At 67.4% G+C, this 25,887-nt stretch carries 26 protein-coding genes and 1 pseudogene; 18 read left to right on the forward strand and 9 right to left on the reverse strand.

From position 1 onward, the window contains the following. Nucleotides 1–51: 51 nt before the first annotated feature. Nucleotides 52–1,443 carry a cell envelope integrity protein CreD gene (creD, locus tag ACPTTF_RS21705; protein ID WP_423368133.1) on the forward strand — a complete coding sequence of 464 codons (1,392 nt, stop codon included), beginning with the start codon at nucleotides 52–54 and terminating at the stop codon, nucleotides 1,441–1,443. A gap of 76 nt (nucleotides 1,444–1,519) precedes the next feature. On the opposite strand, the gene ACPTTF_RS21710 is transcribed toward creD, so the two are convergent. After that, nucleotides 1,520–1,942 (reverse strand): RidA family protein, encoded by a 423-nt coding sequence (locus tag ACPTTF_RS21710; protein ID WP_166950898.1) that lies wholly within the window; start codon nucleotides 1,940–1,942, stop codon nucleotides 1,520–1,522. A gap of 180 nt (nucleotides 1,943–2,122) precedes the next feature. On the opposite strand from ACPTTF_RS21710, the gene ACPTTF_RS21715 reads away from it, so the two are divergent. Next, nucleotides 2,123–2,560: a hypothetical protein gene (locus tag ACPTTF_RS21715; protein ID WP_423368134.1), complete on the forward strand. Its 438-nt coding sequence runs from the start codon at nucleotides 2,123–2,125 to the stop codon at nucleotides 2,558–2,560. Between the two features lie 82 nt (nucleotides 2,561–2,642). Further along, nucleotides 2,643–2,834, forward strand: a complete 192-nt coding sequence (locus ACPTTF_RS21720; protein WP_021158182.1) for an oxidoreductase-like domain-containing protein — start codon at nucleotides 2,643–2,645, stop codon at nucleotides 2,832–2,834. Nucleotides 2,835–2,915: 81 nt separating this feature from the next. Here ACPTTF_RS21720 and ACPTTF_RS21725 read toward each other — a convergent pair whose 3' ends face one another. Next, complete coding sequence (locus tag ACPTTF_RS21725; protein ID WP_423368135.1) at nucleotides 2,916–4,376, reverse strand: MFS transporter; 1,461 nt, start codon at nucleotides 4,374–4,376, stop codon at nucleotides 2,916–2,918. A 170-nt stretch (nucleotides 4,377–4,546) separates the two neighbouring features. Here ACPTTF_RS21725 and ACPTTF_RS21730 point away from each other — a divergent pair, with 170 nt between their 5' ends. From ACPTTF_RS21730 to ACPTTF_RS21745, 4 genes are all read left to right on the forward strand, one after another. Next, complete coding sequence (locus ACPTTF_RS21730; protein WP_423368136.1) at nucleotides 4,547–5,419, forward strand: LysR family transcriptional regulator; 873 nt, start codon at nucleotides 4,547–4,549, stop codon at nucleotides 5,417–5,419. A gap of 776 nt (nucleotides 5,420–6,195) precedes the next feature. Next, entirely contained in the window at nucleotides 6,196–6,669 is a 474-nt protein-coding gene (locus ACPTTF_RS21735; RefSeq protein ID WP_423368137.1) for an Hcp family type VI secretion system effector, read from the forward strand. Beyond that, nucleotides 6,666–7,055, forward strand: a complete 390-nt coding sequence (locus ACPTTF_RS21740) for a DUF3592 domain-containing protein (protein ID WP_423368138.1) — start codon at nucleotides 6,666–6,668, stop codon at nucleotides 7,053–7,055. The genes ACPTTF_RS21735 and ACPTTF_RS21740 overlap by 4 nt, the downstream gene beginning before the upstream one ends. A gap of 80 nt (nucleotides 7,056–7,135) precedes the next feature. Next, nucleotides 7,136–7,627 carry a hypothetical protein gene (locus ACPTTF_RS21745; protein ID WP_423368139.1) on the forward strand — a complete coding sequence of 164 codons (492 nt, stop codon included), beginning with the start codon at nucleotides 7,136–7,138 and terminating at the stop codon, nucleotides 7,625–7,627. 143 nt (nucleotides 7,628–7,770) lie between these two features. Here ACPTTF_RS21745 and ACPTTF_RS21750 read toward each other — a convergent pair whose 3' ends face one another. After that, nucleotides 7,771–8,670, reverse strand: a complete 900-nt coding sequence (locus tag ACPTTF_RS21750) for a LysR family transcriptional regulator (protein WP_423368140.1) — start codon at nucleotides 8,668–8,670, stop codon at nucleotides 7,771–7,773. A gap of 98 nt (nucleotides 8,671–8,768) precedes the next feature. Between ACPTTF_RS21750 and ACPTTF_RS21755 the strand changes: the two genes are divergently transcribed. From ACPTTF_RS21755 to ACPTTF_RS21765, 3 genes and pseudogenes are all read left to right on the forward strand, one after another. After that, nucleotides 8,769–9,752 (forward strand): NAD-dependent epimerase/dehydratase family protein, encoded by a 984-nt coding sequence (locus ACPTTF_RS21755; protein ID WP_423368141.1) that lies wholly within the window; start codon nucleotides 8,769–8,771, stop codon nucleotides 9,750–9,752. Between the two features lie 132 nt (nucleotides 9,753–9,884). Beyond that, a pseudogene (locus ACPTTF_RS21760) lies at nucleotides 9,885–11,276 on the forward strand (RtcB family protein). Between the two features lie 209 nt (nucleotides 11,277–11,485). Continuing rightward, the gene (locus ACPTTF_RS21765) at nucleotides 11,486–11,626 is read left to right on the forward strand and encodes a hypothetical protein (RefSeq protein WP_423368142.1); all 141 of its coding nucleotides are present in this window, start codon (nucleotides 11,486–11,488) and stop codon (nucleotides 11,624–11,626) included. A 64-nt stretch (nucleotides 11,627–11,690) separates the two neighbouring features. Here ACPTTF_RS21765 and ACPTTF_RS21770 read toward each other — a convergent pair whose 3' ends face one another. The 5 genes from ACPTTF_RS21770 to ACPTTF_RS21790 form a co-directional block, all read right to left on the reverse strand. Next, entirely contained in the window at nucleotides 11,691–12,392 is a 702-nt protein-coding gene (locus ACPTTF_RS21770; protein ID WP_423368143.1) for a DUF2848 domain-containing protein, read from the reverse strand. Nucleotides 12,393–12,441: 49 nt separating this feature from the next. Further along, nucleotides 12,442–13,899 (reverse strand): MFS transporter, encoded by a 1,458-nt coding sequence (locus tag ACPTTF_RS21775; protein ID WP_423368144.1) that lies wholly within the window; start codon nucleotides 13,897–13,899, stop codon nucleotides 12,442–12,444. Continuing rightward, nucleotides 13,841–14,530 carry a hypothetical protein gene (locus tag ACPTTF_RS21780; protein WP_423368145.1) on the reverse strand — a complete coding sequence of 230 codons (690 nt, stop codon included), beginning with the start codon at nucleotides 14,528–14,530 and terminating at the stop codon, nucleotides 13,841–13,843. The genes ACPTTF_RS21775 and ACPTTF_RS21780 overlap by 59 nt, the downstream gene beginning before the upstream one ends. Nucleotides 14,531–14,628: 98 nt before the next feature. Further along, nucleotides 14,629–15,675, reverse strand: a complete 1,047-nt coding sequence (locus ACPTTF_RS21785; RefSeq protein ID WP_166950930.1) for a LysR family transcriptional regulator — start codon at nucleotides 15,673–15,675, stop codon at nucleotides 14,629–14,631. A 489-nt stretch (nucleotides 15,676–16,164) separates the two neighbouring features. Continuing rightward, a complete protein-coding gene (locus tag ACPTTF_RS21790; RefSeq protein WP_423368146.1) occupies nucleotides 16,165–16,956 on the reverse strand; it encodes an SDR family NAD(P)-dependent oxidoreductase in 792 nt (263 codons plus the stop codon). A gap of 401 nt (nucleotides 16,957–17,357) precedes the next feature. Here ACPTTF_RS21790 and ypfJ point away from each other — a divergent pair, with 401 nt between their 5' ends. Next, the gene (ypfJ, locus tag ACPTTF_RS21795; protein WP_166950936.1) at nucleotides 17,358–18,239 is read left to right on the forward strand and encodes a KPN_02809 family neutral zinc metallopeptidase; all 882 of its coding nucleotides are present in this window, start codon (nucleotides 17,358–17,360) and stop codon (nucleotides 18,237–18,239) included. Between the two features lie 36 nt (nucleotides 18,240–18,275). Here the strand turns inward: ypfJ and ACPTTF_RS21800 are convergent, their stop codons facing one another. Continuing rightward, nucleotides 18,276–18,482, reverse strand: a complete 207-nt coding sequence (locus ACPTTF_RS21800) for a hypothetical protein (RefSeq protein ID WP_423368147.1) — start codon at nucleotides 18,480–18,482, stop codon at nucleotides 18,276–18,278. 199 nt (nucleotides 18,483–18,681) lie between these two features. Between ACPTTF_RS21800 and ACPTTF_RS21805 the strand changes: the two genes are divergently transcribed. The 7 genes from ACPTTF_RS21805 to ACPTTF_RS21835 all read left to right on the forward strand — a co-directional run bounded on the left by ACPTTF_RS21805 (nucleotide 18,682) and on the right by ACPTTF_RS21835 (nucleotide 25,862). Next, nucleotides 18,682–19,422 carry a response regulator transcription factor gene (locus ACPTTF_RS21805; protein WP_423368148.1) on the forward strand — a complete coding sequence of 247 codons (741 nt, stop codon included), beginning with the start codon at nucleotides 18,682–18,684 and terminating at the stop codon, nucleotides 19,420–19,422. Between the two features lie 63 nt (nucleotides 19,423–19,485). Beyond that, nucleotides 19,486–20,151, forward strand: a complete 666-nt coding sequence (locus tag ACPTTF_RS21810; protein WP_423368149.1) for a hypothetical protein — start codon at nucleotides 19,486–19,488, stop codon at nucleotides 20,149–20,151. An 87-nt stretch (nucleotides 20,152–20,238) separates the two neighbouring features. After that, nucleotides 20,239–20,436: a hypothetical protein gene (locus ACPTTF_RS21815; RefSeq protein ID WP_423368150.1), complete on the forward strand. Its 198-nt coding sequence runs from the start codon at nucleotides 20,239–20,241 to the stop codon at nucleotides 20,434–20,436. 189 nt (nucleotides 20,437–20,625) lie between these two features. Beyond that, on the forward strand, nucleotides 20,626–22,128 hold the full coding sequence (locus ACPTTF_RS21820; RefSeq protein WP_423368151.1) for an aldehyde dehydrogenase family protein: 1,503 nt from the start codon (nucleotides 20,626–20,628) through the stop codon (nucleotides 22,126–22,128). Nucleotides 22,129–22,198: 70 nt separating this feature from the next. Further along, nucleotides 22,199–23,539 (forward strand): aspartate aminotransferase family protein, encoded by a 1,341-nt coding sequence (locus tag ACPTTF_RS21825; protein ID WP_423368152.1) that lies wholly within the window; start codon nucleotides 22,199–22,201, stop codon nucleotides 23,537–23,539. Nucleotides 23,540–23,775: 236 nt separating this feature from the next. After that, nucleotides 23,776–25,278 (forward strand): APC family permease, encoded by a 1,503-nt coding sequence (locus ACPTTF_RS21830; RefSeq protein WP_423368153.1) that lies wholly within the window; start codon nucleotides 23,776–23,778, stop codon nucleotides 25,276–25,278. After that, the gene (locus ACPTTF_RS21835; RefSeq protein ID WP_423368154.1) at nucleotides 25,275–25,862 is read left to right on the forward strand and encodes a DUF3156 family protein; all 588 of its coding nucleotides are present in this window, start codon (nucleotides 25,275–25,277) and stop codon (nucleotides 25,860–25,862) included. The genes ACPTTF_RS21830 and ACPTTF_RS21835 overlap by 4 nt, the downstream gene beginning before the upstream one ends. Nucleotides 25,863–25,887: the final 25 nt, after the last annotated feature.

The raw sequence follows: 25,887 nt of genomic DNA on the forward strand, positions 1-25,887 counted from the left end.
TCACCGGGCCTGCCCATGCTGACGGTACTTTTACTCCGGTATCCGTCGGCCATGAATCGAGTCCTGTTGTTCAAATTCGCGATCACCGCGTTTCTCGCGCTGCTGATCCTGATCCCGCTGCACATGGTGCAAAGCATCGTGCAGGAACGCTCCGCGTATCGCATGGATGCGCTGCAGAGCATCTGGTCGAGCTATGCGGGGCCGCAGACGGTGTCGGGGCCCGTGCTCGTCGTGCATTACACGGAAGTCACGCGCGTGCGCGACGACACGCCGGCCGGCGGCGCGACGAAGACGAGCCTGAGAAGCGAGACGAAGCGCCTGCTCGTGTTTCCGAAGACGCTGAACGTCGACGGTACGCTGACGACCAGCGTCCGCTATCGCGGCATCCACAAGGCACTGGTGTACGAGCTGGCGAGCCGGTTGACCGGCACGCTGCCGTTGCCGGACCTGAAGAAGCTGCCGCAGGCGGACGGCCACGTGAGCTTCAAGGTCGACGACGCCTATGTCGCGATCGGCATCGGCGACATTCGCGGGCTGACCGCGCAACCCGACCTGCGCATCGGCGGCGCGCGTTTCGACGTCGAGCAGGGCACGCGGCTGGACAGCCTGCGCCAGGGTGTGCACGCGAACGTCGATCTCGCGGCGCTGGCGGAAACAAGCGCGGGGGCGGTCGTGCCGTTCAGCATCGACCTGCCGCTGCGGGGCGCGGAGTCCGTCGCGTTCGCGCCGGTGGGCGACCAGAACGATTTCTCGCTGAAGTCGACGTGGCCGCATCCGAGTTTCGACGGCGCGTTCCTGCCGAGCAACCGCACGGTCGATGCGCATGGCTTCACCGGCAACTGGCGCGTGACGTCGTTCAACACGAAGGCGCGTGAGCAAATCGCGACCGGCAACGGGGAAGGCGCGATCGAAATGGCATCGGTGTCGGTGATCGAACCCGTGAACGTCTATCTGCAGGCTGAACGCGCAACGAAGTACGGCGCGCTGTTCGTGATGCTCACGTTCGCGAGTTTCTTCATGTACGAGCTCGTGAAGCGGCTGCGCATTCACCCGATCCAGTACGCGCTGGTCGGCCTGTCGCTCGCGTTGTTCTTCCTGCTGCTGCTGAGCCTGTCCGAACACATCGCGTTCGCGTATGCGTATCTCGCGGCGAGCAGTGCCTGCATCGGGCTGCTCGGCTTCTACCTGAGCTTCGTGCTGCACAGCGTGAAGCGCGGTGCGGTGTTCGCGGCGCTGCTCGCGGTGCTGTACGCGGCGCTCTACGGGCTGCTGCTGTCGGAAGACAACGCGCTGATGCTCGGTTCGCTGCTGCTGTTCGCGATTCTCGCCGGCATCATGACGCTCACGCGCCGCGTCGACTGGTATTCGCTCGGCGCCGCGTGGCAACCGCTGGCCGACAAGGCAGGTGCGGGCGCCGTGAAGCCGGGCGCGCAGGCGAAGTAAGCACGCGGGTGGCGAGAAAGCGCGCCGGTCGGGCATGCCACGGCCGGCGCGTCATGCGGCGTGGGACAGCCGCGATTCACACGCGCGGTGCAGGCCGGCGAAAACGCGCCAGCGGAATTTCGGCGACGGCGGTGATCTCGATCAGCAGATCGGGATGGTAGAGGCGCTCGACCTGGACGGTCGTCGTCACGGGATAGGGCTCGGCGAAATACGTCTTGCGGATGTCGCCGGCCTGCATGAAGGCATCGATGTCGGTCGCGTAGTGGACGAGCGAAATCACGTCCTGCATCTGCCCGCCCATCGTGGCGAGCACGGCGCGGATGTTGTCGAGCGTCTGCCGCACCTGCGTGCGCATGTCGCCGTGGCCGACCACCTGGCCGTCGCGGTCGAGCGCCACTTGCCCCTTCAGATGCACGATCCGGCCGTCGCCCTGGATCACGGCCATCGAGAACGCGCCGAACGGCGCCCAGACTTCCGGCGGATTCACTGCTTCGGCCATGACGCAACTCCTGTCGGTCGGTGGGGAAGACGCGGCTGCGCGGTTTGCGGCGAGCGGGCGCGCAACGGTCACGCGCCGTCGACAGCACCGTTCGCTTCGTCGACAATCGCGCCATTATGGATGAACGCGCGGCGACGCATGGGGCGTTGCATCGCGATTCCCGACATCCCGACGACACACATGGACGATATCCGCGTCATCAAGGATCTTGCGGCGCTCGACGGCACCGCGTACGTCGAACTCATGGGCGGGCCGTATGCGCGCACCTGCTGGAATGCCGGGTCGCTGTTCTTCGACGAGGAAGTGTTCGGGCTGCTCGAGGCGGCCATCGCGCGGCAGATACCCGACTACGACCATTACGCGTTCAACGGTATCGGCATGGCCGACTGGCTTGCGATCGTCGCCGAACTGGCCGGCACGGGCAAGATGCTCGGCAACGCCGCGCAGCGCACCGATGCGCTCGACCGGCTCGGTTTCATTTTCAGCGGATCGCGACAGGCTTTCGTCGATCGTCTCGACGCAAGCTGCGCCGCACTGGCCGGCGTGATCGCGGAAGTCGACGCGTGGACGCGCGAAGTTCGGCTTCGCCACGACCAGGTGACGATCCTGGGAATGTGATGCGGCGCGTGCCGGGTGTCACCACCGGCAGGCCGGGCGGCATCCCCTTATACTGAACGTTTCCCGCCATTCGATTTTCGCCGTGCCCACGCCTGCCCCCACCGATCCGTCCATCGACGATCCGCGTCCGACCCCGCCCGTACAGCCCGAACTGGAAGACTGCTGCAACAGCGGCTGCTCGCCGTGCGTCTTCGATCTCTACGATGAAGCACTGGCGCGCTATCGCGTCGAGCTGGCCGAGTGGGAAGCGCGGCACGCGCAACGCAAGCCATAACGACAAGGCCGATGCCGGCGAGCGGTGCGCATTGATCGCGCGCGTTTCGAGCCGAGCCGGCGGCGCGTGCCCGGTTCCGCGTCACGCGCCGGCATGCAGCCGCCGATGCAGCGGCCCGAGCATCGCCGACAGCGCGATGCAGGCGAGCAGCACGGCCGTCAGCGCTAACATCGAGGTTCTGAAGCCCTGCACATAATCGAGCGCGGCCGGATGCGCGCCGAGCCGGGCGAAGAACATGCCGCCGAGCGTGGCTGCGCCAACCGCCGCGCCGATCTGCAGCATCGCGGTGACCATGCCGGATGCAACGCCCGCGCGCGCCGTATCGACTTCCGCGAGCACGATCCGCACGACCGACGGCAGCACGAGGCCCTGGCCGATGCCGATCGCTGCGATCCCCACGTAGAAGCCGGCGCCTGGCGCGGCTGCACCGGCAAGCGCGGCAGCCGTCGCGACGCCGGCCGTGAGCATCGCGAAACCGAGCGTGAGCACGCGATAGCCGCCGAACCGGCCGACGAGTCGCGGCATCAGCAGCGGGCTCGACAGGAAGCCGAGCCCGAGCGGCAGGATCGCGAGCCCCGATGCGAGCGGCGACCAGTTCAGGCAGCCCTGCAGATAGATCCCGTAGCTCAGGAAGAACGCGCTCAGCGTATAGAACAGGAACGCCAGCACGAGCCCGAGCGCGACGACGGGGTTCCGGAACAGGCGCACGTCGAGCAGCGGATCGTGGCCGCTCGCGAGACGGCGCGCCTCGACCGCCAGCAGCGCGCCGAGCATCGGCAGCGCGCCGACGAGGCACGCGACCATCCACAGCGGCCAGCCGGCCTCGCGCCCGTGCGTGAGCGGGTAGACGAGCATCAGCAGGAACAGCGACAGCAGCGCCATGCCTGGCACGTCGATGCGCTGGCCGCGCGGTGGCCGGCTTTCCGGGATGAAGCGCCAGCTGCCGATCAGCGCCAGGATGCCGATCGGCAGATTGACGAGGAAGATTGCGCGCCAGCCGAGCCCGAACGGATGCAGGCTGATCAACGCACCGCCGCCGAGCTGGCCGATTACGGCCGCGAGGCCGAACACGAAGCCGTAGAAGCCCATCACGCGCACCTGCTCCTGCGGACTGAACACGCTGCGGATCGTCGCGAGCACCTGCGGCGCGAGGATCGCGGCGAACAGGCCCTGCAGCACGCGGCCGCCCACCAGCACCGCGCCGCTGCCGGCCAGCCCGCACAGCGTCGACGCGACGACGAAGCCGGCCATCCCGATCATGAACATGCGCTTGCGGCCGTACAGGTCGCCGAGTCGGCCGCCGGTGATCTGCACGACGGCGTTCGCGCACGCGTACGCCGACACGACCAACTGCAGCTCGGCCGGGCGCGCGCCGATGCCGTCGCGGATGGCCGGTAGCGCCAGATTCACAATGAAGTAGTCGAGCGGCGGCAAAATCGCGCCAACCAGCAGGACCACCAGCGCCCAGCCGTGGTGGCTGCGTGCCGGCGCCGCGGCGGCCGAGCCGGCCGGCACGCAGGGGGCAAGGGTGTCGTGGGTCATGAAAGCAAGTCCGAAGGAATGAGGGCCGTATCCAGGCCGGACGTGCCGTCGGGCGCGCCGGTTCGACCGGGGGCGGGCGATTGACCGACATTCTGGGTGGCGGCAATGAATCGGAAAAGCGGGAATTGGTGGTAGCATCCATCGGGTTACTCGATGGATGGAGAATGGCGATGCGCGGTTTCGACCTGGATCAGTTGCGTACTTTCGCGGCGGTCGCGGACGCCGGCAGCCTGACGGCCGCCGCGCCGCTGCTGCACCTGTCGCAGTCGACGGTCAGCGAGCAGGTGCGCAAGCTCGAATCGCGCGCCGGCGTGCCGCTGTTCGTGCGCAGCAAGCGCGGGGTCGAGCCGACCCCGGCCGGCTCGCGGCTGTTGCAGCACGCGCGGCGCATCGTCGCGCTGAACGAGGCCGCGTTCGACGAAGTGCGCGGGCAGGCGATCAAGGGCGAGCTGCGCGTCGCGATTACCGATTACTACCGGACGAACGAAGTCGCGGGCCTGCTCGCCCGGCTGCGGGAGTGCTACCCGCAACTGAGCCTGCACGTCAGCGCGATGAAGAGCGCGGATATCGAGGCGGCGCACGCGCGGGGGCAGGTCGATCTCGGCGTGGTGATGCACCTGTCGAGCGGGCCGTTCCGGCCGGCGTCGGCCGATACGCGCTGGGTGCTGCGGCGTGAGCCGCTGTCGTGGGTCGCTTCACCCACGCTCGCCGAGCAGTTGCCCGAGCCGTTGCCGCTCGTGCTGCTGCCGGACGACTGCATGATGCATCAGGTCGCGGTGCGCTCGCTCGACGAGCAGCACATGCCTTATCGGCTCGTGCACAGCGCGTCGGGGGTCGCGGGGCTGCAGTCGATGCTGGCGGCGGGGCTCGGTGTGGGCTGTCTGTGCGCGTCGGCGATCGGCGAGGGCATGATGCGGCTCGGCGCGAAATACCGTCTGCCGCCGCTGCCCGACGCGGTGTTTTCGCTGACGCCGCCGATGCCGGGCGAACGCGAAACCGTCAAGCAGGCGCGCGAGGTGCTGTCGCGGCAATTGCTGATGTGAAGCGGCTTCGAGCCGGACGACGGTTCAGGCGTGCCGGTCTGAAATGCGAAAGCCCGCACGTCTGGCCCGGCAGGCCGGACATCTGCCGCACGCGTTCTTCTCGATGCGCGAGGCGGTGGCAGGGGCCGGTGGCCTGCCGGATTGGGCTTCAACTGCAGTCTGCCACCCGCGTCATTGTGTCTACCCACTCGTATCTTCCTCACCGGATTGACGGGCTACCCCTGAATACAGGAAGGCGAGGTCTGACCCAAGGTCACAATTCACTGGCGAAGATTGCCGAATAAAAAAATATGAGATTGTCGAATTGGGTTAATCGCTCGAATGCGACACTGATCTACTCCCACACTTGAATCGACTGCATGTGACGTACATCGGGCGCATCGACGCAACGACTCGTACGGTCATTGGCTGCGACCTGATCGACGTCGACCGATTGGAGGCAGTGACCTCAGTCACATCATGTTGTCGAGCAATGCGGGTCCGAAAATTGTTCGAATCCGGATGTCTCATGTTCGTCGTGCTTGTCGTGCCAACCGATGTGATGCAGTGAGCTGCCGATCCGCTGCCGGTGCGCACCGATCGGCACGGGCGGATTTCGAGCCGGAGCATGGCTTGCTTGTGAATCTATTGTGATGATTCCACATTCTCCCCTCCATTCTGTCGCTATCTTGTCTCGGCAATATTGAGATGAATGGGAGTGGCGACATGGTAGTGTCGTGCGATTTGACTGTTACGGATTTGTCGAATTTTTGGGCGTTGCTGTGTCTGGAGGCACCATGTCGGATATGTTTGTCAAGATTGACGGAATTTCCGGTGAATCGCAGGATGAGTTTCATCGGGACGAGATTCAAGTAGATGGATGGAGATGGAAGATATCTCAGCAATCATCGATGCTTTCCGGGTCGGGTGGTGGGGCTGGTAAGGCAACAATTAACGATCTGGAATTTATTCATCAAATTGATCGGGCAAGTCCTAATCTTATGCGCTATTGTCTGACGGGGCGGCATATTCCTAAGGTCGTGCTGACGGCCAGAAAGTCTGGTGGAACTCCATTGGATTTCCTGAAAATCACAATGGAAGATGTTGTGATCACAGAGGTACAGCCGATTGTCGCTGAAAGCAGCTATTGTGAGCATGTGAGCCTTTCATTTTCGCGAGTCAAGCAGGAGTACACCTTGCAAGGCAGCTTGGGTGGAAGCGCCGGGACCGTCACGGCAAGCTTTGACATCAAAGAGAACCGAGATCGATGAGGCGACGAAATTATTTTGCGTTGTTGATTGGTGGCGTCCTCGCTCTCGTAACGGCCTACTGTGTAATCTCGAATATTCATTTCCTCTCGACCTCGGAGGTCGCTACCGGAAAGGTGGCTCATTTCGAATTCGGCAAGCACCATCCTGTGATCGTATTCGATGCGCAGGACGGACGGCATTGCGAAACTTCAGTGAGCTCATGGTGGAATTTGGAGGTCGGTCAATCCACGCAGGTACGTTACTATCGCGACGACCCGGAAGGGTCGGTAACGATTGACACCTTTGCGGATCACTGGGATTACATATTGCTATTGACGTTTCTGGCGATGGTTACTTTGATCGCGGGATTTCGAGGTGTGCGGTTTAGAGAGGATTTGGGGCAATGATTTTAAGAAGGAGTCGATGGAGGTTCAATACAAGTGCTGGCTCCGGGGTTGGTTATGGTCCATTCAATTCCGAGGCCGGTATGTTTGCGCTCAGTGATGTTCAAGGTGAATCGCATCGATATGCTTACGCTGGATTCGGAATTGGAAGGTCCGTCGCCTTGGCTTCACTTGTCAAATTTTCAAAATTATCTCTTCCGAGAATAGTGATAAAGAATGATTCCTTGAGCGGCACGGGGGCTACCACCGAATTTACAAGTACTGGCAGACTTTTCCTGACGGATTCGTTCAAAGGTGTAGACGTGACGGACCCCAAGAGTCTCGAAGGAGGGACAGTCTACTTCCAAGGGGCCGGAGGTTACCTATTTGGCGGTGCGGGCTCGTTAATGCTGCTCGGCCTCAATCGATCCCTGCTCATGATGGGCATCGCAAAGCCGGACTTCATTGGTATGGCGATCAGAAGAGCGCCAGCGGCGCTGTGGGTGGCCGGCTTTAATGAAGGGCTGCAAGATGCGGTGGGATATTCGTACATGTTTGGCCACATTGATTACAAGGGCTTGTACAGCGCCGAATAAGACAATCGTTGCGTTGACCGCGCACGCGTTCTGCTCAGGCAGCTATGGATTGTCCGAACCGGAGGACGGGGGCCAGTGACGCAGGCGAGAGAGGTGCTGGCGAGGCGGTTGCTGTTGTGCCCCCCCTTCCTGGCGCGCAACGGTCACACTTGCTCGCCGTCGACGTACTCAAGCAACCCCCGCACCAGCGCATCGAACGTCGCCCGGCAGCGCGGGCTCGTCCGCAAGTCCTCGTGCATCACGACCCAGGTTTCCAGCTGCATCGCAGGCCCGTCCGGCAGCACGCGCACGAGCCGCGTATCCCGCTTCGCGAGCCCGGTCTGGCAGAAGCCGATCCCGTAGCCGGCGCGGATCATCGCGAGCTGCGCCAGGTTGCTGTCGGTGCGCAGCGCGAACGCCTCGCGCTTCCACAGTGGCATGCCGCGGCCCGCCGAGCGGATGAACGGCGTGACCGTGTCGAAGCCGATCAGCGCGTGACGCGCGAGTTCGTCGATCGTCGCGGGCGCACCGTTGCGTGCCAGGTAGTCGTCGCGCGCAAACAGCGCGACATCGATTTCGCCGATGCGCCGCGCAACGAGCGCCTCCTGCACGGGCGGCGCCATCCGGACCGCGATGTCGGCCTCGCGCTTGAGCACGTCCTGGATGCGGTCGGTCGGCACCAGCTCGATGACGAGCCCCGGATGATTGCGCCGCAATTGCGCGAGAATCGGCGGGAGCACTTCGACGGCGATCACGTCGCTGGCCGAAATCCGCACGATGCCGCGCACGCCGGCGCCGTGGCTCGCGGCCGCGCGCTCGAACGCGGCCGCCGCGCTGCGCAGCGCCTCCGCATGGCCGCGCAGTGCGAGCGCCGCCTCGGTTGGCAGCAGGCCGGACGGCGAGCGCGTGAACAGTGTCTGGCCGAACCCGGCCTCGAGCGCCGCGACGTGGCGGCCGGCCGTCGGCTGCGTGATGCCGAGCGCGCGCGCCGCACCGGACAGCGAGCCTTCCGTCAGCACGGCAAGGAAGGTGCGGTAGCGTTCCCAGTTCAGATCGGTGGTCATGCATAAATGTATAGCTGATCCATCAGGTTCGGCAATTCCTTGGTAGCCAACGGCGCGCCAGAATGCGTGTCATGACGGTTCATTCAAGGAGAGCGGCAATGACGACCCACGCAGGCGGAACGCAACGACAGGCCCTCGTGCTCGGTGCGAGCGGCGGGATTGGCGGGGAAGTCGCGCGGCAGCTGCGCGATGCGGGCTGGCAGGTACGCGCGCTGAAGCGCGGGCTCGGCGCCGAGGTCGTGGAGCACGACGGCATCACATGGATGCGCGGCGACGCGATGGACCGTGACGCGGTGGTCCGGGCCGCGCGGGGTTGCAGCGTGATCGTGCACGCGGTGAATCCGCCCGGCTACCGGAACTGGGCCGGGCAGGTGCTGCCGATGATCGACAACACGATCGCGGCGGCGAAGGCGGAGCAGGCAACCGTCGTGCTGCCGGGCACGGTGTACAACTACGGCGCCGACGCGTTTCCGGTGCTGCACGAGGATGCGCCGCAGCATCCGTCGACGCGCAAGGGCGCGATCCGCGTCGAGCTGGAGCGCCGGCTGCAGGATGCGGCCGGGCGTGGCGTGCGCACGATCATCGTGCGCGCCGGCGATTTCTTCGGGCCGAAGCTCACCGGCAACAGCTGGTTTGCGCAGGGGTTCGTCAAGGCCGGGCAGCCGGTCGCGGCCATCAGCGTGCCGGGGCGGGACGGTATCGGGCATCAATGGTCGTATGTGCCGGACGCCGCGCGCACGATGGTCGAGCTGATCGAGCGGCGCGACACGCTGGAACCGTTCGCGCGCTTTCACCTCGGCGGACATTGGGATGAGGATGGCACGCAGATGGCGGAGGCCGTGCGCCGCGTCGCGCAGCGGCACGGGCTGCGGCCGACGGTGCGCAAGTTCCCCTGGTGGTTCGTGTGGGTCGCGGCGCCGTTCGTCACGACGCTGCGCGAATTGCTCGAGATGCGCTACCTGTGGCGCGAGCCGATCCGGCTCGACAACACGCGCGTGACCGCGGTGCTCGGCCGCGAGCCGGTGACGCCGCTCGACACGGCGGTGGAGGCGACGCTGGCGGGGCTCGGGTGTCTCAAGTGAGCAACGGCGGCGCGCGAACGCAATCGCGTTCTGCTATGATCCGCGCTCCCTTCCTCGACGCTGCTGCAGGAAGGTACCCACGACCGCCGGAAAGCCGGAGGTCGCGTCGTACCTTTTTCATTTTCAGCAGCGATGTCTACATTTCCTCGCTTAAAAAAGGCCTTGCAACGGCAAGGCATCCGTGTCGACTATCACGCCGGCATCTATCACCTGCGCAATGAACTGACGCAGGCGTCCGTCCTGTTGCCCGATTCGCTCCCGCTCGAGGAGAAGGCCGTTCAGCAGTTGCTCGCGTTCGCGGCAGTCCGTTCGCCGGACGGCCATCAGGGTGTGTGCAAGGCGTGCGCGACGCCCGATTTTCATCCGGGCGGGGTCGCGCCCGTCGGCTAGATCGTCGCGACCGACGACGCGTTCGTGATTCCTGCCGCGATCGGCACCGATATCAATTGCGGGATGCGTCTCGTCACCACGGGCCTCAAGCGCTCGGCGCTCGCGCCGTTCGAGGCGGCACTCGTCGAGCGGCTGACGCGCGCGATTCTCGCGGACCGGCGCGACGTGCCGGTCGCCAGCGACGCATTCCGCGCGCTGTTCGACGCGGGCCCGGCGGCCTTCGTCGATCGCGTCGCGCGGCAGGGGCTCTGGGCGCACGTCGACCGCGATCGGCTCATCGACGAACTGTCGTCGTGCATCGGCCTCGACCGGTTCGACGGCAGCGCGAAATATGCGCCGGACGCACACGTCGGGTCGCGCGAGGTATTTCGCGATCCTTGCCTCGGCACCCCCGGGTCGGGCAATCACTTCGTCGAACTGCAGGTGGTCGACGAAGTGTTCGATCGGCATGCGGCCTACCGGGCGGGACTCGCGAAGGACGATGTCGTCGTGATGATCCACAGCGGGTCGCGCGATGTCGGCTTCTACGTCGGGCGACGCTGGATGGACCGGGCGCGCGCGGCATGGCCGGCAGGCGTCAGGCATCCGGAAAGCGGCCTGTACGGCCTGTCCGGCGAGCTGGCGCACGAGTATCTCGTCGCGATGGGCACGGCCGCGCGCTATGCGTGGCTCAATCGTGTCGTGCTTGCCGAGATGGTTCGCAAGGAACTAGCGGAGCTCACCGGCGAAACCCGTTCGGCACTCGTGGTCGACGTGCCGCACAACGTCGTGCTGCGCGAAAACGGGATGAACATCCATCGCAAGGGGGCGACACCCGCCCGCGACGGCGATCTCGCGCTGATTCCAGGATCGATGGGCGATGCGTCGTTTCTCGCGACCGGGCTCGGCCATCCCGACTGGCTGTGGTCATGCAGCCACGGCGCCGGCCGCAGCGTGCGCCGGCAGGCGGTGCGGCGGATGCGCACCGAGCAGGCACCGGGCACGTGGCGCTGCGTCACGCTGCGCGACGAGCGCCGCATCGAGGAAGCGCCGGAAGCCTACAAGCCGATCGGGCCCGTGATCGATGCGCAGGAGCAGGCCGGCCTCATTCGCAGCGCCGTCCGGTTGAAGCCGTGGGTCACGTTCAAGGCATGACGGGCGGCGGCGTGGGACTTGGCCGCCGCCGTGGCTTGCGCCACGGCCGGCGTTACGTCGTCCGCGTTCCCGTGCGTCGGGCCGTGCCCGGGCACGGGAGCGCGTCATGGCGAACCGAAGAACCCGCAGGGCAACAATTTTCCACATACCCGGGCGCGTCCGATGAGCATCATGGCGGTCAACGTCGATAAAGCAAAAGCGGGGGCGCAATGTTGCATTTCGGATGGAAAGTGTCGGTTGCGGGGGCGATCATGTTCGCGTTGAGCGGGTGTACCAACCTGGTCGGTCTTCTGTATTGCGACAACTCGCAGTTCAACTTCCCGGACTATCACTGCTTTCAGCCGTACTAGCAGGGGGCGGGCGCAGTGACGGAAAGCCGTCGCACCCGTGTGCCCCACGATGCCTCATGGCCCGTCACGCGACGACCGGCAACACCTCCACCGCATAGCGGTGCCGAAGGCTGCGCCCGAGCACCGGATCGTGCAGTTCCATTTCGAACGCATCGCCGTCGCCCATTGCCGCGATCGCGCCGTGCACGGCGACCGTGCCGCCATACATCGCGCAGCGCGCGGGCATCGTGCGGCGGTCGTCGAAGCGATGCCACAGCACGTCAGGCGCGAGCAGGCCGCTGACCGCGCCGTGCTGGTACGCCGTGCGCTCGCCATCGCGCGAGATCAGCCACGCACGCATCTCGATCGCATCCCAGTGATCCGCGACGTCCGCGTAAAGCCACGCGTCGCGGCCGAGCGGCTTCGCGCACACCTGCTTCGACACCGCGACGCCGTATGCCTCGACTTCGCGATCCGTATGATCGGAGCCGACGGTCACGAGCGTGCCGTCCGGGCCGTCGACCAGCACGCATTCGATCTCGCCACCCGAGCGCGCGCCGAGCACGCTTATCGACGGCGCCTGCGTGAGCAGCGCAGCCGACACGCGATAGAAGCAGGGCGTGGTCGACGGCGGTGCAACGCCGAGCGCCGCGAGTTCGTCGATATGCGCGCGGATCGCGGCCGGATCGCGGCCGGCCCAGCCGGCGATCACGACGCGCTCGATCTCGACGTCGACCGTGGCCGGTGCGTGTTGCCGGGAAATCACGTTGAACGACAGGGTTTGCATGCGGGTATCCGTTTGAAGTGCGAAGGAATGAAACGACGGGCGGCGACGCTCAATCCGCGAGCGGCTGGTGCGCAGTTTCGCGCGCGGCGATCAGCGCGATCGACGTGACGACGAGCGCGGCGGCGACGTACAGCGAGACGGCCGTCGTCGTGCCGGTCTGCCGGAACAGCGCGGCGATCACGAGCGGCGCGAAGCCGCCGCCGACGATGCCGGCGAGCGTGTACGCGAGCGACGAGCCCGCATAGCGCACGCGGGTCGGAAACTGTTCGGTCACGAACGCGCCCTGCGGGCCGTACATCACCGCGTGGATCACGAGGCCGATCGCGACGGCCGCGACGATCGCGCCCGGGCGTGCCGAATCGAGCATCGCGAAGAACACGAACGCCCACACGATGCCGGCGAGCGCGCCGGCGAGATAGACGGGCCGGCGGCCGAAGCGATCCGACAGCGCGCCGAAGAACGGCACCGCGAGCGCGTTGCAGGCCGTGCCGATCATCACGGCCGTCAGTGCGACGGGGCGCGACAGGTGCAGCACGGTCGTCACATAGGTCAGCGTGAACACGACGATCAACGCATACAGCACGTCCGAGCCGATTCGCGAACCGCCCGCGATCAGCAGGCGCTTCCAGTGGTACTTCAGCACGTCCGCGACGGGCACCTCGGCGGTCGCGTGCGATTCGGCGAGCTGTTCGAACTGCGGCGTTTCGTCAACGCCGCGCCGCAGCCAGAAACCGAACACGACGAGCAGCGCGCTGGCCGCGAACGGCACGCGCCAGCCCCATGACAGGAAGTCTCCCGACGTGGTAGACAGCGTCACGAGCGCGATGCAGCCGGTGCCGAGCAGCGTGCCGAACGACGGGCCGATCTGCGTCCACGATGCGGACAGCCCGCGCCGCTTCTGGTCGCCGTGCTCGACCGACAGCAGCACCGCGCCTGCCCATTCGCCGCCGAGCGCGACGCCCTGCACGAAGCGCAGCGCGACGAGCAGGATCGGGCTCAGGATGCCGGCCTGCGCGTAGGTCGGCAGCGCGCCCATCAGCGCGGTCGTCACCCCCATCAGCACGAGCGTGAGCATCAGCACCGCGCGGCGGCCGATACGGTCGCCGAGATTGCCGAACACGAAGCCGCCGAGCGGTCGCGATACGTAGCCGACCGCATAGGTCGAGAACGCGAGGATCGTGCCGGCCAGCGGATCGACCGACGGGAAAAACAGGTGGTTGAAGACGAGTGCGGCGAGCGTGTTGTAGATCGTGAAGTCGTACCACTCGAGCGACGTGCCGATCATGCTCGCGGTCGCGAGTCGGCTGTTGCGGACGCGGCGGGGCGCGTGGGCGGCGGGCTGGGCGAGAGTGCTCATGGTGTCGGGCCTGTCGTGACGGGGAACGGGATGAAGCGCCGGGCCGATGCGCGGGTGTGCATCGCGCAGGCGGCGCGGCCGGCGCGGGCGATCAGGCCGGCAGTGCGGCGGCGGCAGCGGGCTCGGCGTCGACGTCTCCGCGTGCCGCATGCAGCGGTGCGGCGGCGCGCCACAGCAGCTCGAAGGTGCGCACGTCGTCGTGCCCGGCGAGCGTGGCCGCCACGCGGCGCGTCGTGGCTGCATCGCTGCCTTCGATCAGCACGAGCGCATCGGCGGCCGGGCGGGCGGCCGCGTCGGCGCCGATCGGTGCGGACAGCTCGGGCGCGGTGCGAAAGAGCCGCGCGGCGTGGATGCCCGGTTCGTGCAGCACCTCGTCGAAACGCTCGCGCAGGTGCGGCACGTCGATGCGATCCGGCGGCAGCACGAACAGCGCGAGATGCACGCCTTCGCCGTCGCCGGCCTCGATCGTCAGTTCGCCGACGCGCCGCTGCGTGCCCGTCATGCGCTCGAAGTTCGCGAGCGACCATGCGGTCTGCTGCGTGAACGCGCGCCGGTAAGCGTCGCCATGGAACACGTCGAGCGCGTCCGTCACGTACAGCGCGAGGTACTTGCGCGGGCCGCCGTCGGTCGCGCGAAAGCGCCGCGCATGCGTGAAGCCCGGAATCGCGACACGTTCCTGCATGTGCTCGCGGTCGTACCACGCGTTGAAATCGGCTTCGTGCGCGGGGTCGATATCCGTCCAGACGCAAAGCTGGCCGTGCGGAAGGGGGAAGCGGGTCATTGCGGGTTCCTTGTGACGGGGGTGTCAGGAACCGCAGTGTCCCGAAGACGGGCCGCGCCCGTCCAACAAGAAAACAAATTCGCGGTGAACAGGTTTTCTTATGAGCGGCGCGGGCGGCGTTTCGCGGGGGAGGTGGCGGGCGGTGCGGATTGCGCCGTGCGCTTCGTTTTCGCAGGCGCTTTGGCTTTTGCTTTCGTCGCGGGACGGGCGGGTGTGTCGTCCACGCGATCGGGCGTGACCGCTGCCGCCGGCCTGGCGTGGCTTGCGGCGGCCGACATCGCGCGCGCGACTTCGCTGGCCAGTTCCGCGATGCGCGCGGCCACCGGCAGGCCCTGGCTGCGGTACGTCGCGACGAGCGGCAGCGCGGGGAACTCGGGTTCGACGTCGAGCAGTTCGAGCGCGCCTTCGTGCAGTTCGCGCCCGATGATCGCGGGCGGCAGCGCGGCCACGCCGAAGCCGTCGGCGACGAGGCGGATCATCGCGGCGACCGACGTGATGCAGTTGATGCTGGCCGGCCGCTCGACGGCCGCGAACAGCCGCTCGATCGTCGCGTGCGGCCCCGAGTGGCGCGAGAAGCTGATGATCGGGAATTCGGCCAGGCGCGCGACGTCGAGCGGCTGGCCGCCGAGCCCGAGGCGCGGGCTGGCCGCCCAGCGCACCGGGAATTCGCACAGCGGCAGGTTCGTGAAGTCGGGGCCCGGCACCGGGTCGGTCTGCAGGATCAGGTCGACGCCGTCGGTGCTGAGCAGGCGGATCAGGTGCAGCGTGGTGTCGCTCGTGATCTCGACGTCGAGGCGCGGATAGCGCTCGCGCAGTTGCGCCATCAGCGCGGGGAACCAGCTGTGCACGATCGATTCGATCACGCCGATCCGGATCAGGCCCGCGTCGCTCGCCGCGTCGATGTCGCGCCGCATTTCGCCGTCGAGCCGCACGATCCGCTCCGCATAGGCCAGCATGCGCCGGCCCGCGGGCGTGAGCGTGGCCGAGCGCGTGTTGCGGTCGAACAGGCGCACGTCGAACGCTTCCTCGAGCGACGCGATGCGGCTCGACACGGCGGCCTGCGTCGTGTGCAGCTTTTCGGCCGTGAGCCGGAAGTTTTCCAGCTTCGCGAGCCAGACGAAGGTTTCAAGAAACCGGATGTTCATCGAAGTCCGAAACGTGAGGCGGTGCCGGGCGGGGCGGCGGGATCGGTCGATGGTAGCGGATTTTCGGGGCGGGGAAACGAGCGGGCTGCGCGGTGTGTGTCGTGGGTGGGTGGGACGGGCGGCCGCGTGCCGGCGAGCGTGCACGACACGCCGGGCGTCACGACGCGTTACGCGGGTGGTGTGCCCGCGTGTTTTAGAGCGTGTCGAACTTTTCGGGGCGGGAAACGAGCGGGCGGCGCGGTGCGCGCGTCGTGAGGCCCTGACGGGCGGCCGCGTGCCGGCGAGCGTGCACGACACGCCGGGTGTCATGACGCGTTACGCGGGCGGCGTGCCCGCGCGCTTCAAAGCGTGTCGAACTTTTCGGGGCGGGAAACGAGCGGGCGGCGCGGTGCGCGCGTCGTGAGGCCCGGGCGGGCGGCGGCGTGCCGGCGAGCGTGCACGACACGCCGGGTGCAACGAAGCGTTACGCGGGCGGTGTGCCCGCGTGCTTCAGAGCGTGTCGAACGCGAGCGTCGGCACGTCGACGACCATCGCGCCGCCGTCCGCGACGAGCGTCGCACCGGTCACGAACGACGCGTCCGGCGACGCGAGGAACGCGCAGACGGCCGCGATCTCGTCCGGATCGGCCGCGCGGCGCAGCGGCACGTCGGCGCTGACGCGCGCATACGCGCCGTCGAGCGTGTCGCCGTGCGCCGACATCAGCGGCTCCATCTCCGCATCGGCCATCGGCGTGCGGACCCAGCCGGGGCACACCGTATTCGCCCGTACGCCGTGCGGCCCGTAGTCGCGCGCGAGCGACCGCGCGAGCCCGAGCAGCGCGTGCTTGCCGACCGTATAGCCGCACACGCCGGGCCCGGCCGCGAGCGCCGCGATCGACGCGACCAGCACGATGCTGCCGCGCTGCGCGATCAGGTCGGGCAGGCACGCGCGCGCGCTGACGAACGCGGTGTCGAGGTTCGCGTGCATCGCGTCGCGCCACTGCGCGTCGTCGGTTTCGTCTGCGCGGCCGAGCCCGTGGCCGCCCGCGCATGTGACGAGCGCGTCGACGCGTCCGAAGCGTTCGGCGATATGCGGCAGGAAACGGGCCCAGTCGGTGGCGCTCGCGGCATCGCCGGCAAGCGCGAGGCCGCCCGTTTCGGCGGCCAGCGCGTCGAGCGGCGCCTGACGCCGCCCGATCAGCACGACGCGGTCGCCGCGGCTGGCGAAGCGGCGCGCACACGCGGCGCCGATACCGGTGCCGGCGCCGGTGATCGCGATCGTGCGGGGTTGCGGGTATGTCATGTCGTGCTCCGGAAGGGTGTCGTTCCCGGTCACTTTAGGCGGCGCCGGCGAGCGCCGGTATCAGCCGAAAGGATGAACGCGGGTGGCATCCGGCCGGCAACGTCGGTCGCCGCCAATTTTGCAAAGGCTGACGATGTCTGGCACCGAATCGCTCTATCCTCCACATTTTTGCGATAAGTCACGAAAGCCCGGCAGAATAGCGCGGGCGGGCCGCGTATCGACGCGCGGCGCATCGGCTGGCCGATTCCGTCGTGCGAGCGGAGCGGCGGGCCGGCGATCCCGGCACGAGCATGCACCCGACGCGCGGGCGTTGCCGCTGCCGACGGATTGCGCCACGACAACATATCGCCCGGTTGCGCGCTCGCGCACCGGACCATCGACAAGAACAGGGAGGGCCGGCAATGAGGCTGGACGACGAAAGGGAAAGCACGAACGTCGAGGATCGCCGTGGCGCCGGCGGGTTCGGCGGCGGGCGTGGTGCGACGATCGGCATCGGCACGATCGTGGTCGCGTTCGCCGCATCGTATTTCTTCGGGATCGACCCGCGCGTGATACTCGAAGGCGCATCGGCGCTGCAGGGACGCCAGCAGCAGGCGCAGCCCGCGCCCGCGCAGCGGCAGGGCGTGCCGTCGAACGAGCCGGGCGTGGTGTTCACGCGCAAGGTGCTCGGCAATATCGAGCGCACGTGGACGGGCGTGTTCAATACCCAGCTGCATGCGCAGTACCAGCCGCCGACGCTCGTGATGTTCACGAATTCGACGCCGACAGCGTGCGGCACGGGCCAGACTGCGATGGGGCCGTTCTATTGCCCGGCCGACCGCAAGGTGTACATCGATCTCGGTTTCTACGACGAGTTGCGCAAGCGTTTCGGCGCGGGCGGCGATTTCGCGCAGGCTTACGTGATCGCGCACGAAGTCGGCCATCACGTGCAGAACCTGCTCGGCATTTCCGACAAGGTCGACGCCGCGCGCCGGCGCGCGAGCCAGGCGCACTCGAACGCGCTGTCGGTACGGATGGAGCTGCAGGCCGACTGCTTTGCCGGCGTGTGGGCGAACAACGCGCAGCGCGCGAACCAGCGCCTGATGGAACCCGGCGATTTCGAGCAGGGGCTGAAGGCGGCCGCCGCGATCGGCGACGACCGGCTGCAGCAGCAAGGGCAGGGCTACGTCGTGCCGGAAAGCTTCACGCACGGCACCAGCGACCAGCGCGTGTACTGGCTGCGGCGCGGGATGGAATCGGGCGAGCTGAGCGCCTGCGACACGTTCGCTGCGAACGCGCGTTGACGCGAGGCGCGCGTCAGCGCGCCTGTGTCGTCCTGGTCAAACCGGCCGCATGGGCGGCACGGGTGGCGTTGCGCGTTGCGCAACGTGAACGGGCGGCACCAGCCGCACCAGCCGCACCAGCTTCACCAGCTTCACCAGCTTCACCAGCTTCACCAGCCACACCAGCTTCACCAGCCACACCAGCCACACCAGCTCCACCAGCTCCACCAGCTCCACCAGCTCCACCAGCTCCACCAGCTCCACGGGCTCCACCGACCCCACGGGCTCCACCGGCCCCACCGACCCCACCGGCCCCACCGACCCCACCGACCCCACCGACCCCACCGACCCCACCGACCCCACCGGGACGATTTGCCGATTTGTGCTCACCGGCGCTTTTCGGCGCCGGTAGGCTGGCCCGAACTTCGATATTCGATGCGTTCGCCCGCCAGCCGATTCCACCATGCCGACCCCATCCGTTCCCGCCGACCCGGCCGCCGCCGACTGGCTGCGCGCGCTGCGAGCGTGCGTGGACGCGTTCGATGCGTTCGCGAGCCCGTCCGCGATCGTGTTCTACCGGCTCGACCAGAGCGGGGAACCAGCGGATTTCGAGCTGTTCGGGATGCCGGAATCGATGCATCGCACCTATGTCGCGCGCTACCGGATGCTCGATCCGCTGCATCCGTCGCGTTGCGCGTCAGGCGAACGCGCGGTCGTCACGCTCGCGTCCCAATTGCCTGACGAAAGGCGCGACGCGTCCGCGTACTGGACCCGCTTCCTGCGGCGGCACGACGTGGCCGACGTCGTCGAGATCTGGCTGCGCGACGCGGGCCGCACGGTCGGCGCGTTCTCGCTGCTGCGCTTCGGGGCGGGTGAAACGCGCGGCGCCTTGCCCGGCAACGGCACGGCCGGGCGGTTCGCACCCGGCGAGATCGATGCGCTCGCACGGCTGCAGCCCGTGGCCGAAGCCGCGCTGAGCCCGCTGCTGCGCGCGCGGCGCGGCATCCACCGGATCGGCTGCGAGGAGCGGTTGACCTACCGCGAGGAGCAGATCGCGCGCCTCGTGCGCGACGGCCGCTCGAACAAGGAGATCGCCCGCGATCTCGCGCTCGGGCAACCGACGATCAAGACGCACCTGATGCGCATGTACCGCAAGCTCGGCGTGTCGAACCGCACCGAACTGGTGGGTGCGCTGTTCCTGTAATGCATCGGATAAATTCATCGGATAATTGCGGACCGGACTTCGAACCTTCGCGATTGCCGATTCATGAATACCAAAGCGCTGCCGGCCGTGCTGCTCGTGTTGCTGGGTGCCTGCTCCTCCGCCTTCGCGCAAGTGGGCGAGCCCGAGTCGTGCCTCGTGCTGACACCGACCAAGATTGCCCCGGACGACGTCGGCGAGGCCGCCGCCTATCCCGGCGGCGGGTGGCTCGGACTGATACCGGACGGGAATCGCTGGAAGCTCGCACCGGCACGCGTCCGGTTCGATTCGTCGTCGGCGAACGGCGGCGTTGTCGACGTCAGATCCGACCCGGGAAAAGCCGTGGCGCTGTTCCGTTGCAAGACGTTCAGGCAGGGCAAGGTCGATGCGGCGAACTTGGCGTTTCCGAAGGGCGGAAGGGCGATCGAGCCCGGCGGCAACCCGCTGCGCTTTGGTTTTCACGGCCGCCGGTACACGCTGCGCCATACGCTGGCCGGTGAGGTGATTGCCGAAGGCGACGGCAAGCGGTCGGTCCTGAATGACTTCGGCGGCAGCTCGCCGCCGTTCAGCGCGTCGCTGATCTGGGCGGGCGATCTCGACCGCGACGGCCGACTGGACTTCCTGATGGAATTCGAAAGCGACCTCGGCGGCAGCTTTTGCCTGTTCACATCGCGGAGTGCGAAGGAAAACGAACTGGTCGGGCCCGCAGCGTGCATGGTCTTCAGCGGCTGACCGGCTCGCCGTTCCACGCATCGCCCCTCGGGATCGTGCAGTACCTTGCGCGATCGTCATTTCGATAACAATCCAGGGGCCGGGAAAATGGATGTCGCGATCATCGCCGTTTCGCTCGTGGTCATCGCCTTGAGCGTTGCGCTGCCGGTTTTCATCGTCAGGACCGTGCGAAGCGGGTCCTACGATTCGCTGTACTTCCTGATTCCGCTTGCGCTCGGTATCTACTGGCTGGATTACCAGGCGTACGACTTCGTTGCGTCGATGGCGCACGGTTTCAGAAACTAGCCCTCCGGTTCGCTGCCGCAGCGGCTTTCCGCGGCGCCCGCCGGCTCTCCCACGGGGTTCGAACCCGCCCCCCAGCGCTCACGCGCTGCCAATTTGCGCTCACCGGGCGCGATCCCTCGTCGATACAGTGGTCCGACGCCCGCGTGCCCTCACGCACGCGGCTAGCCACGACAATCTAACGAGACGCCCATGAGCACCACGAACTACGTCGCCGTCAGCGACACCGTGCGCACTTTCGTTGCGCGCGATTTCGGCCTCTTCATCGACGGTGAAATGCAGCCCGCGCACGCGGCCGCGCGACTCGACGTGTACGACCCGGCGACGGGCGAGCGGCTCGCGACAGTCGCGGACGCCGACGAACACGACGTCGACCGCGCGGTCGCCAGCGCGAAGCGCGCGTTCGACGCGCGCGTGTGGAGCGGCCTGCGCCCGGCCGACCGCGAACGCATCCTGCTGAAACTCGCCGACCTGATCGAGGCCGACGCCGAAACGCTCGCGCAGCTCGAAACGCTGAACCAGGGCAAGTCGATTCACGTGTCGCGCGCGATCGAGGTCGGCGCGAGCGTCGAATACGTGCGCTACATGGCCGGCTGGGCGACCAAGATCACCGGCCAGACGCTCGACGTGTCGATCCCGTTCCCGCCCGGCGCGCGCTATACGGCCTATACGCGCAAGGAGCCCGTCGGCGTGGTTGCCGCGATCGTGCCGTGGAATTTCCCGCTGATGATCGCGGTGTGGAAGCTGATTCCCGCGCTCGCGGCCGGCTGCACGATCGTGCTGAAGCCGTCGCCGGAAACGCCGCTCACCGCGCTGCGCCTCGCCGAGCTCGCACGCGAAGCGGGCGTGCCGCCCGGCGTGTTCAACGTTGTCACGGGCGGCCGCACCTGCGGCGCCGCGCTTGCGAGCCACCCGTCGATCGCGAAGATCTCGTTCACGGGCTCGACCGCGACCGGCAAGCTGGTCGGCGCGGCGGCCGTGCAGAACATGACGCGCTTCTCGCTCGAGCTCGGCGGCAAGAACCCGATCGTGATGCTCGACGACATCGACGTCGCGCAGGCGCTCGACGGCGTCGCCGCCGGCGCATTCTTCAACCAGGGGCAGGTGTGCGCGGCCGCGTCGCGCATCTACGTGCATCGCAGCAAGTTCGCGCAGCTGGCCGACGGCCTCGCGGGTGTCGCGCAGTCGATGAAGCTCGGCGCGGGCCTCGACACGACCGCGCAGATCAACCCGCTGGTATCCGCGCACCATCGCGACAAGGTCGTCCAGCACATCGAAGGCGCGCGCCGCGCGGGCCTCACGTTCCTCGCGGGCGGTACGCCGGCCGACGACCTGCCCGGCTACTACGTGAAGCCGGCCGTGATCGCCGATCCGCATCCGGACAGCGCGATCGTGCGCGACGAAGTGTTCGGCCCGGTGATCGTCGTCGTGCCGTTCGACGACGCAGCCGACGCGGTGCGCCTCGCGAACGCGTCGCCGTACGGCCTCGCCGCGAGCATCTGGAGCAACGACCTGAAGCGCGTGATGAACCTCGTGCCGCAGATCGAGGCCGGCACCGTGTGGGTGAATTGCCATATCCCGCTCGATCCGTCGATGCCGTTCGGCGGCTACAAGCAATCGGGCATCGGCCGCGAATTCGGCCAGTACGCGATCGAAGGCTTCACCGAAACCAAATCCGTCTGCATCGCGCACTGACGCGCGGCATCAACCTCGAACCCTGAACCCGAACGACCCAGGTTCAAACGATCCGACAGTGGAGACTGCAATGAGCTACAACGAAGCAAAATTCTGGCATCCGATGGTGCACCCGAACGAGATGAAGCAGCGCAAGCCGATCCGCATCGTGCGCGGCGACGGCTGCTACGTGTTCGACGAAGAGGGGCGCAAGCTCGTCGACGGCGTCGCGGGCCTGTGGAACGTGAACGTCGGCCACAACCGCCAGGAAGTGAAGGACGCGATCGTGCGCCAGCTCGACGAGCTCGAATACTTCCAGCTGTTCGACGGGATCTCGCATCCGCGCGCGGAAGAACTGTCGAAGAAGGTGATCGACATGCTCGAACCGGAAGGAATGCGCCGCGTGCTGTACAGCTCGGGCGGCTCCGATTCGATCGAGACCGCGCTGAAGATCGCGCGCCAGTACTGGAAGGTGCGCGGCCAGGCCGACCGCACGAAGTTCATCTCGCTGAAGCAGGGCTATCACGGCACGCATTTCGGCGGCGCGTCGGTGAACGGCAACACGGTGTTCCGCCGCAACTACGAGCCGAACCTGCCGGGCTGCTTCCACGTCGAGACGCCGTGGCTGTACCGCAACCCGTTCACGCAGGACCCGGAGGAGCTCGGCCGGATCTGCGCGGAAATGCTGGAACGCGAGATCCAGTTCCAGAGCCCGGACACGGTGGCCGCGTTCATCGCGGAGCCGATCCAGGGCGCGGGCGGCGTGATCGTGCCGCCGGCCAACTACTGGCCGCTCGTGCGCGAGGTGTGCGACCGCTACGGTGTGCTGCTGATCGCCGACGAGGTCGTGACGGGCTTCGGCCGCAGCGGCAGCATGTTCGGCAGCCGCGGCTGGGGCGTGCGCCCGGACATCATGTGTCTCGCGAAGGGGATCTCGTCGGGCTACGTGCCGCTCGGCGCGACGGTCGTGAACGCGCGGATCGAGGACGCGTTCGCCGCGAACGCCGATTTTGGCGGTGCGATCATGCACGGCTACACGTATGCGGGCCACCCGGTTGCATGCGCGGCCGCGATCGCGAGCCTCGACATCGTCGTGAAGGAAGACCTGCCGGCGAATGCGGCGAAGCAGGGCGCGTATCTGCTCGAAGCGCTGCAGTCGTTCCCGGAACGTTTCGCGGCGGTCGGCGAGGTGCGCGGCAAGGGGCTGATGCTCGCGCTCGACCTCGTCGCGAACAAGGCAACGCGCGAGCCGATCGATCCGCTGTCCGGCTATGCGAACGCGGTCGCGGAAGTCGCGCGCGAGAACGGCGTGCTGGTGCGTCCGGTCGGCACGAAGATCATCCTGTCGCCGCCGCTCGTGATCCAGCGCGAGCAGCTCGACCGGATCGTCGACGCGCTCGCGGCGGGCTTCGAGGGCGTGCCGTTCGCATGATGGCGTGATCGCGTGACGGCATACCGGCGGCGCGCAGCGCGGCTGCCGCCGGTTTGCCGATTTGCGCTATGACCGGATTATTTTGCCTGCGTATTTTTTCGACATCGGATCAAGGTGTGATCGACAGGGGGCCCGGGAATCGAAGCGCTGAAGCGCCGCCCCGGGCCGACCGCAAAGCATGGGGCCTCAATAGCTGCCGGAGCGCAGGTTCGGGCCCACTCAGGAAGGAGACGAAGATGTCGGGATGGTCAGGAATTACCGGCGCCGCAGGCGACACGCCCGCCGGCACGCCGGCTGAAGCGGGTGGCGGCACGGCCCTGAAGGCGGGGGCGGTCGGCTTTCCGACCGCGCTGGCGAGCGCCGTCGGCCTCATCATGGCAAGCCCGGTGATCCTCACCGCGACGTCGGGCTTCGGGATGGGCGGCTGGGCGTTCGCGGTCGCGATGATCATCGCGTTCGTGATGATGCAGGCGCAGGCGACCACCTTCTCCGAAGCCGCCGCGATGCTGCCCACCGCCGGCTCGGTTTACGATTACCTGTCGTGCGGGCTCGGCCGCTTCTGGGCCATCACCGGCACGATCTCCGCGTATTTCCTCGTGCACGTGTTCGCCGGTACGGCGGAAACGATCCTGAGCGGCATCATGGCGCTCGTCAATTTCGAATCGCTGAATGCCGCGTTCGAGAAGCACAACAGCTCGTGGCTCGTCGGCGTCGGCCTCGTCGTCACGTTCGCGATCACCAACATCATCGGCATCAAGGTATTCAGCAAGCTCGAGATCGTGCTGACGGCCGGCATGTGGCTGTCGCTGATGATCTTCGGGATCCTCGGGCTCGCGGCCGCGCCGGCCGTCCACCTCGACGGATGGTTCGGCGGCTCGGAAGTCGGCACGTCGGTGCCGGCCGTGCTGTCGCTGGTCGGGATGGCGATGTTCATGTTCGTCGGCTGCGAGTTCGTCACGCCGCTCGCGCCGGAGATGAAGTCGCCGGGCCGCACGATCCCGCGCGCGATGGCGCTGGGCCTCGTCGGCGTCGCGATCTGCATGTTCCTGTACGGCGCGGCGATCCGCCGCCAGGTCGCGAACGTGCCCGTGAGCCCCGACGGCCTCACGCACCTGCTCGACACGCCGGGCGCGATTCCCGCGTTCGCGCTGCAGGTGCTTGGGCCCTTCGGTCGCATCTGGTTCGGCATCGCGTTCCTGTGCGCGGGCGCCGCGACGATCAACACGCTGATGGCCGGGCTGCCGCGCATCCTGTACGGGATGGCGATCGACGGTGCGCTGCCGCGCTGCTTTGCGTACCTGCATCCGCGCTTCAAGACGCCGGTGGTCGGCATCGTCGCGGCGGCGATCGTGCCGATCTTCCACGCGTGGCTGATCAACGGCAATCTCGACAGCATCCTGCACCTCGTGCTCGCAGCGACCTGCGCGTGGGGCACCGCGTACCTGCTCGTTACCGCGTCGGTCGTGATGCTGCGGATTCGCCGCCCGGACCTGCCGCGCCCGTACCGTTCGCCGCTGTTCCCGCTGCCGCAGATCGTGTCGAGCGTCGGCATCGTGCTCGCGATCTGGTACATCACGCCGCCGGGCATGAACGCGCGCGACATCTACGTGCCGTTCGGCGCGATGCTCGGGCTCACCGCGCTGTACGCGCTGTTCTGGACGCTCGTCGTGCAGCGCCGGCATCCGTTCAAGCCGGTGCCGGTCGAGGAAGTGCTGCGCAACGAGCACGTCGCATCGTGAAGGCCGCGCTCGCCCGCTGGCGCGCGGCGCCCGCTGCGCCGCCGCCCGGCCATCGGCCCGGCGCGATCGCCGCGCGTGTGCTGGCCGATCTGGGCGCCGCGCGTGATGTCGACGGGGGCGGCAGCCTGACGGCCCGGCTGCCGAATGGCGTGCGCGTGAGCGTCGACGAGCGTGTCGACCGCCAGTTCCTGATGCACACGGTCAGCGTGAAGGTGGCGGCAGCCGCGTGCGGCCCGGTCGTGCAGGGCGGCGCGCGGGTGAAGCAGACCGGCTGGCTGCGCCGCACGGGCATCGATGCGGTAGCCGAGCCGGGATGCGACCCCGGATTCGCCGACACGGTGGCCGCGCTGGTCGCCGAGCCGTCGCTGGCCGACGCGCTGCGGCCGCTGCACCTGACCGACGCGACGATCGATGCGCGCGATGGCCGCTGGACGCTCACGATCGTGCCGTTCGGCGGCAGCGAGGTCGTGAACCGGATGCCGTCGTTCCGCCGCTACGTCCGCCTGACGGGCGAGCAGGCTGCTGCACTGTCGGCGGCCTGTCTTGCGTTCGAAACCGCACTACGCAGGATTTTGCACGGGTAAGCTGTGGCGTTGCGCGCCGGGGGAA

This window comes from Burkholderia crassaminum (assembly GCF_964265005.1).
Lineage (GTDB): Bacteria > Pseudomonadota > Gammaproteobacteria > Burkholderiales > Burkholderiaceae > Burkholderia.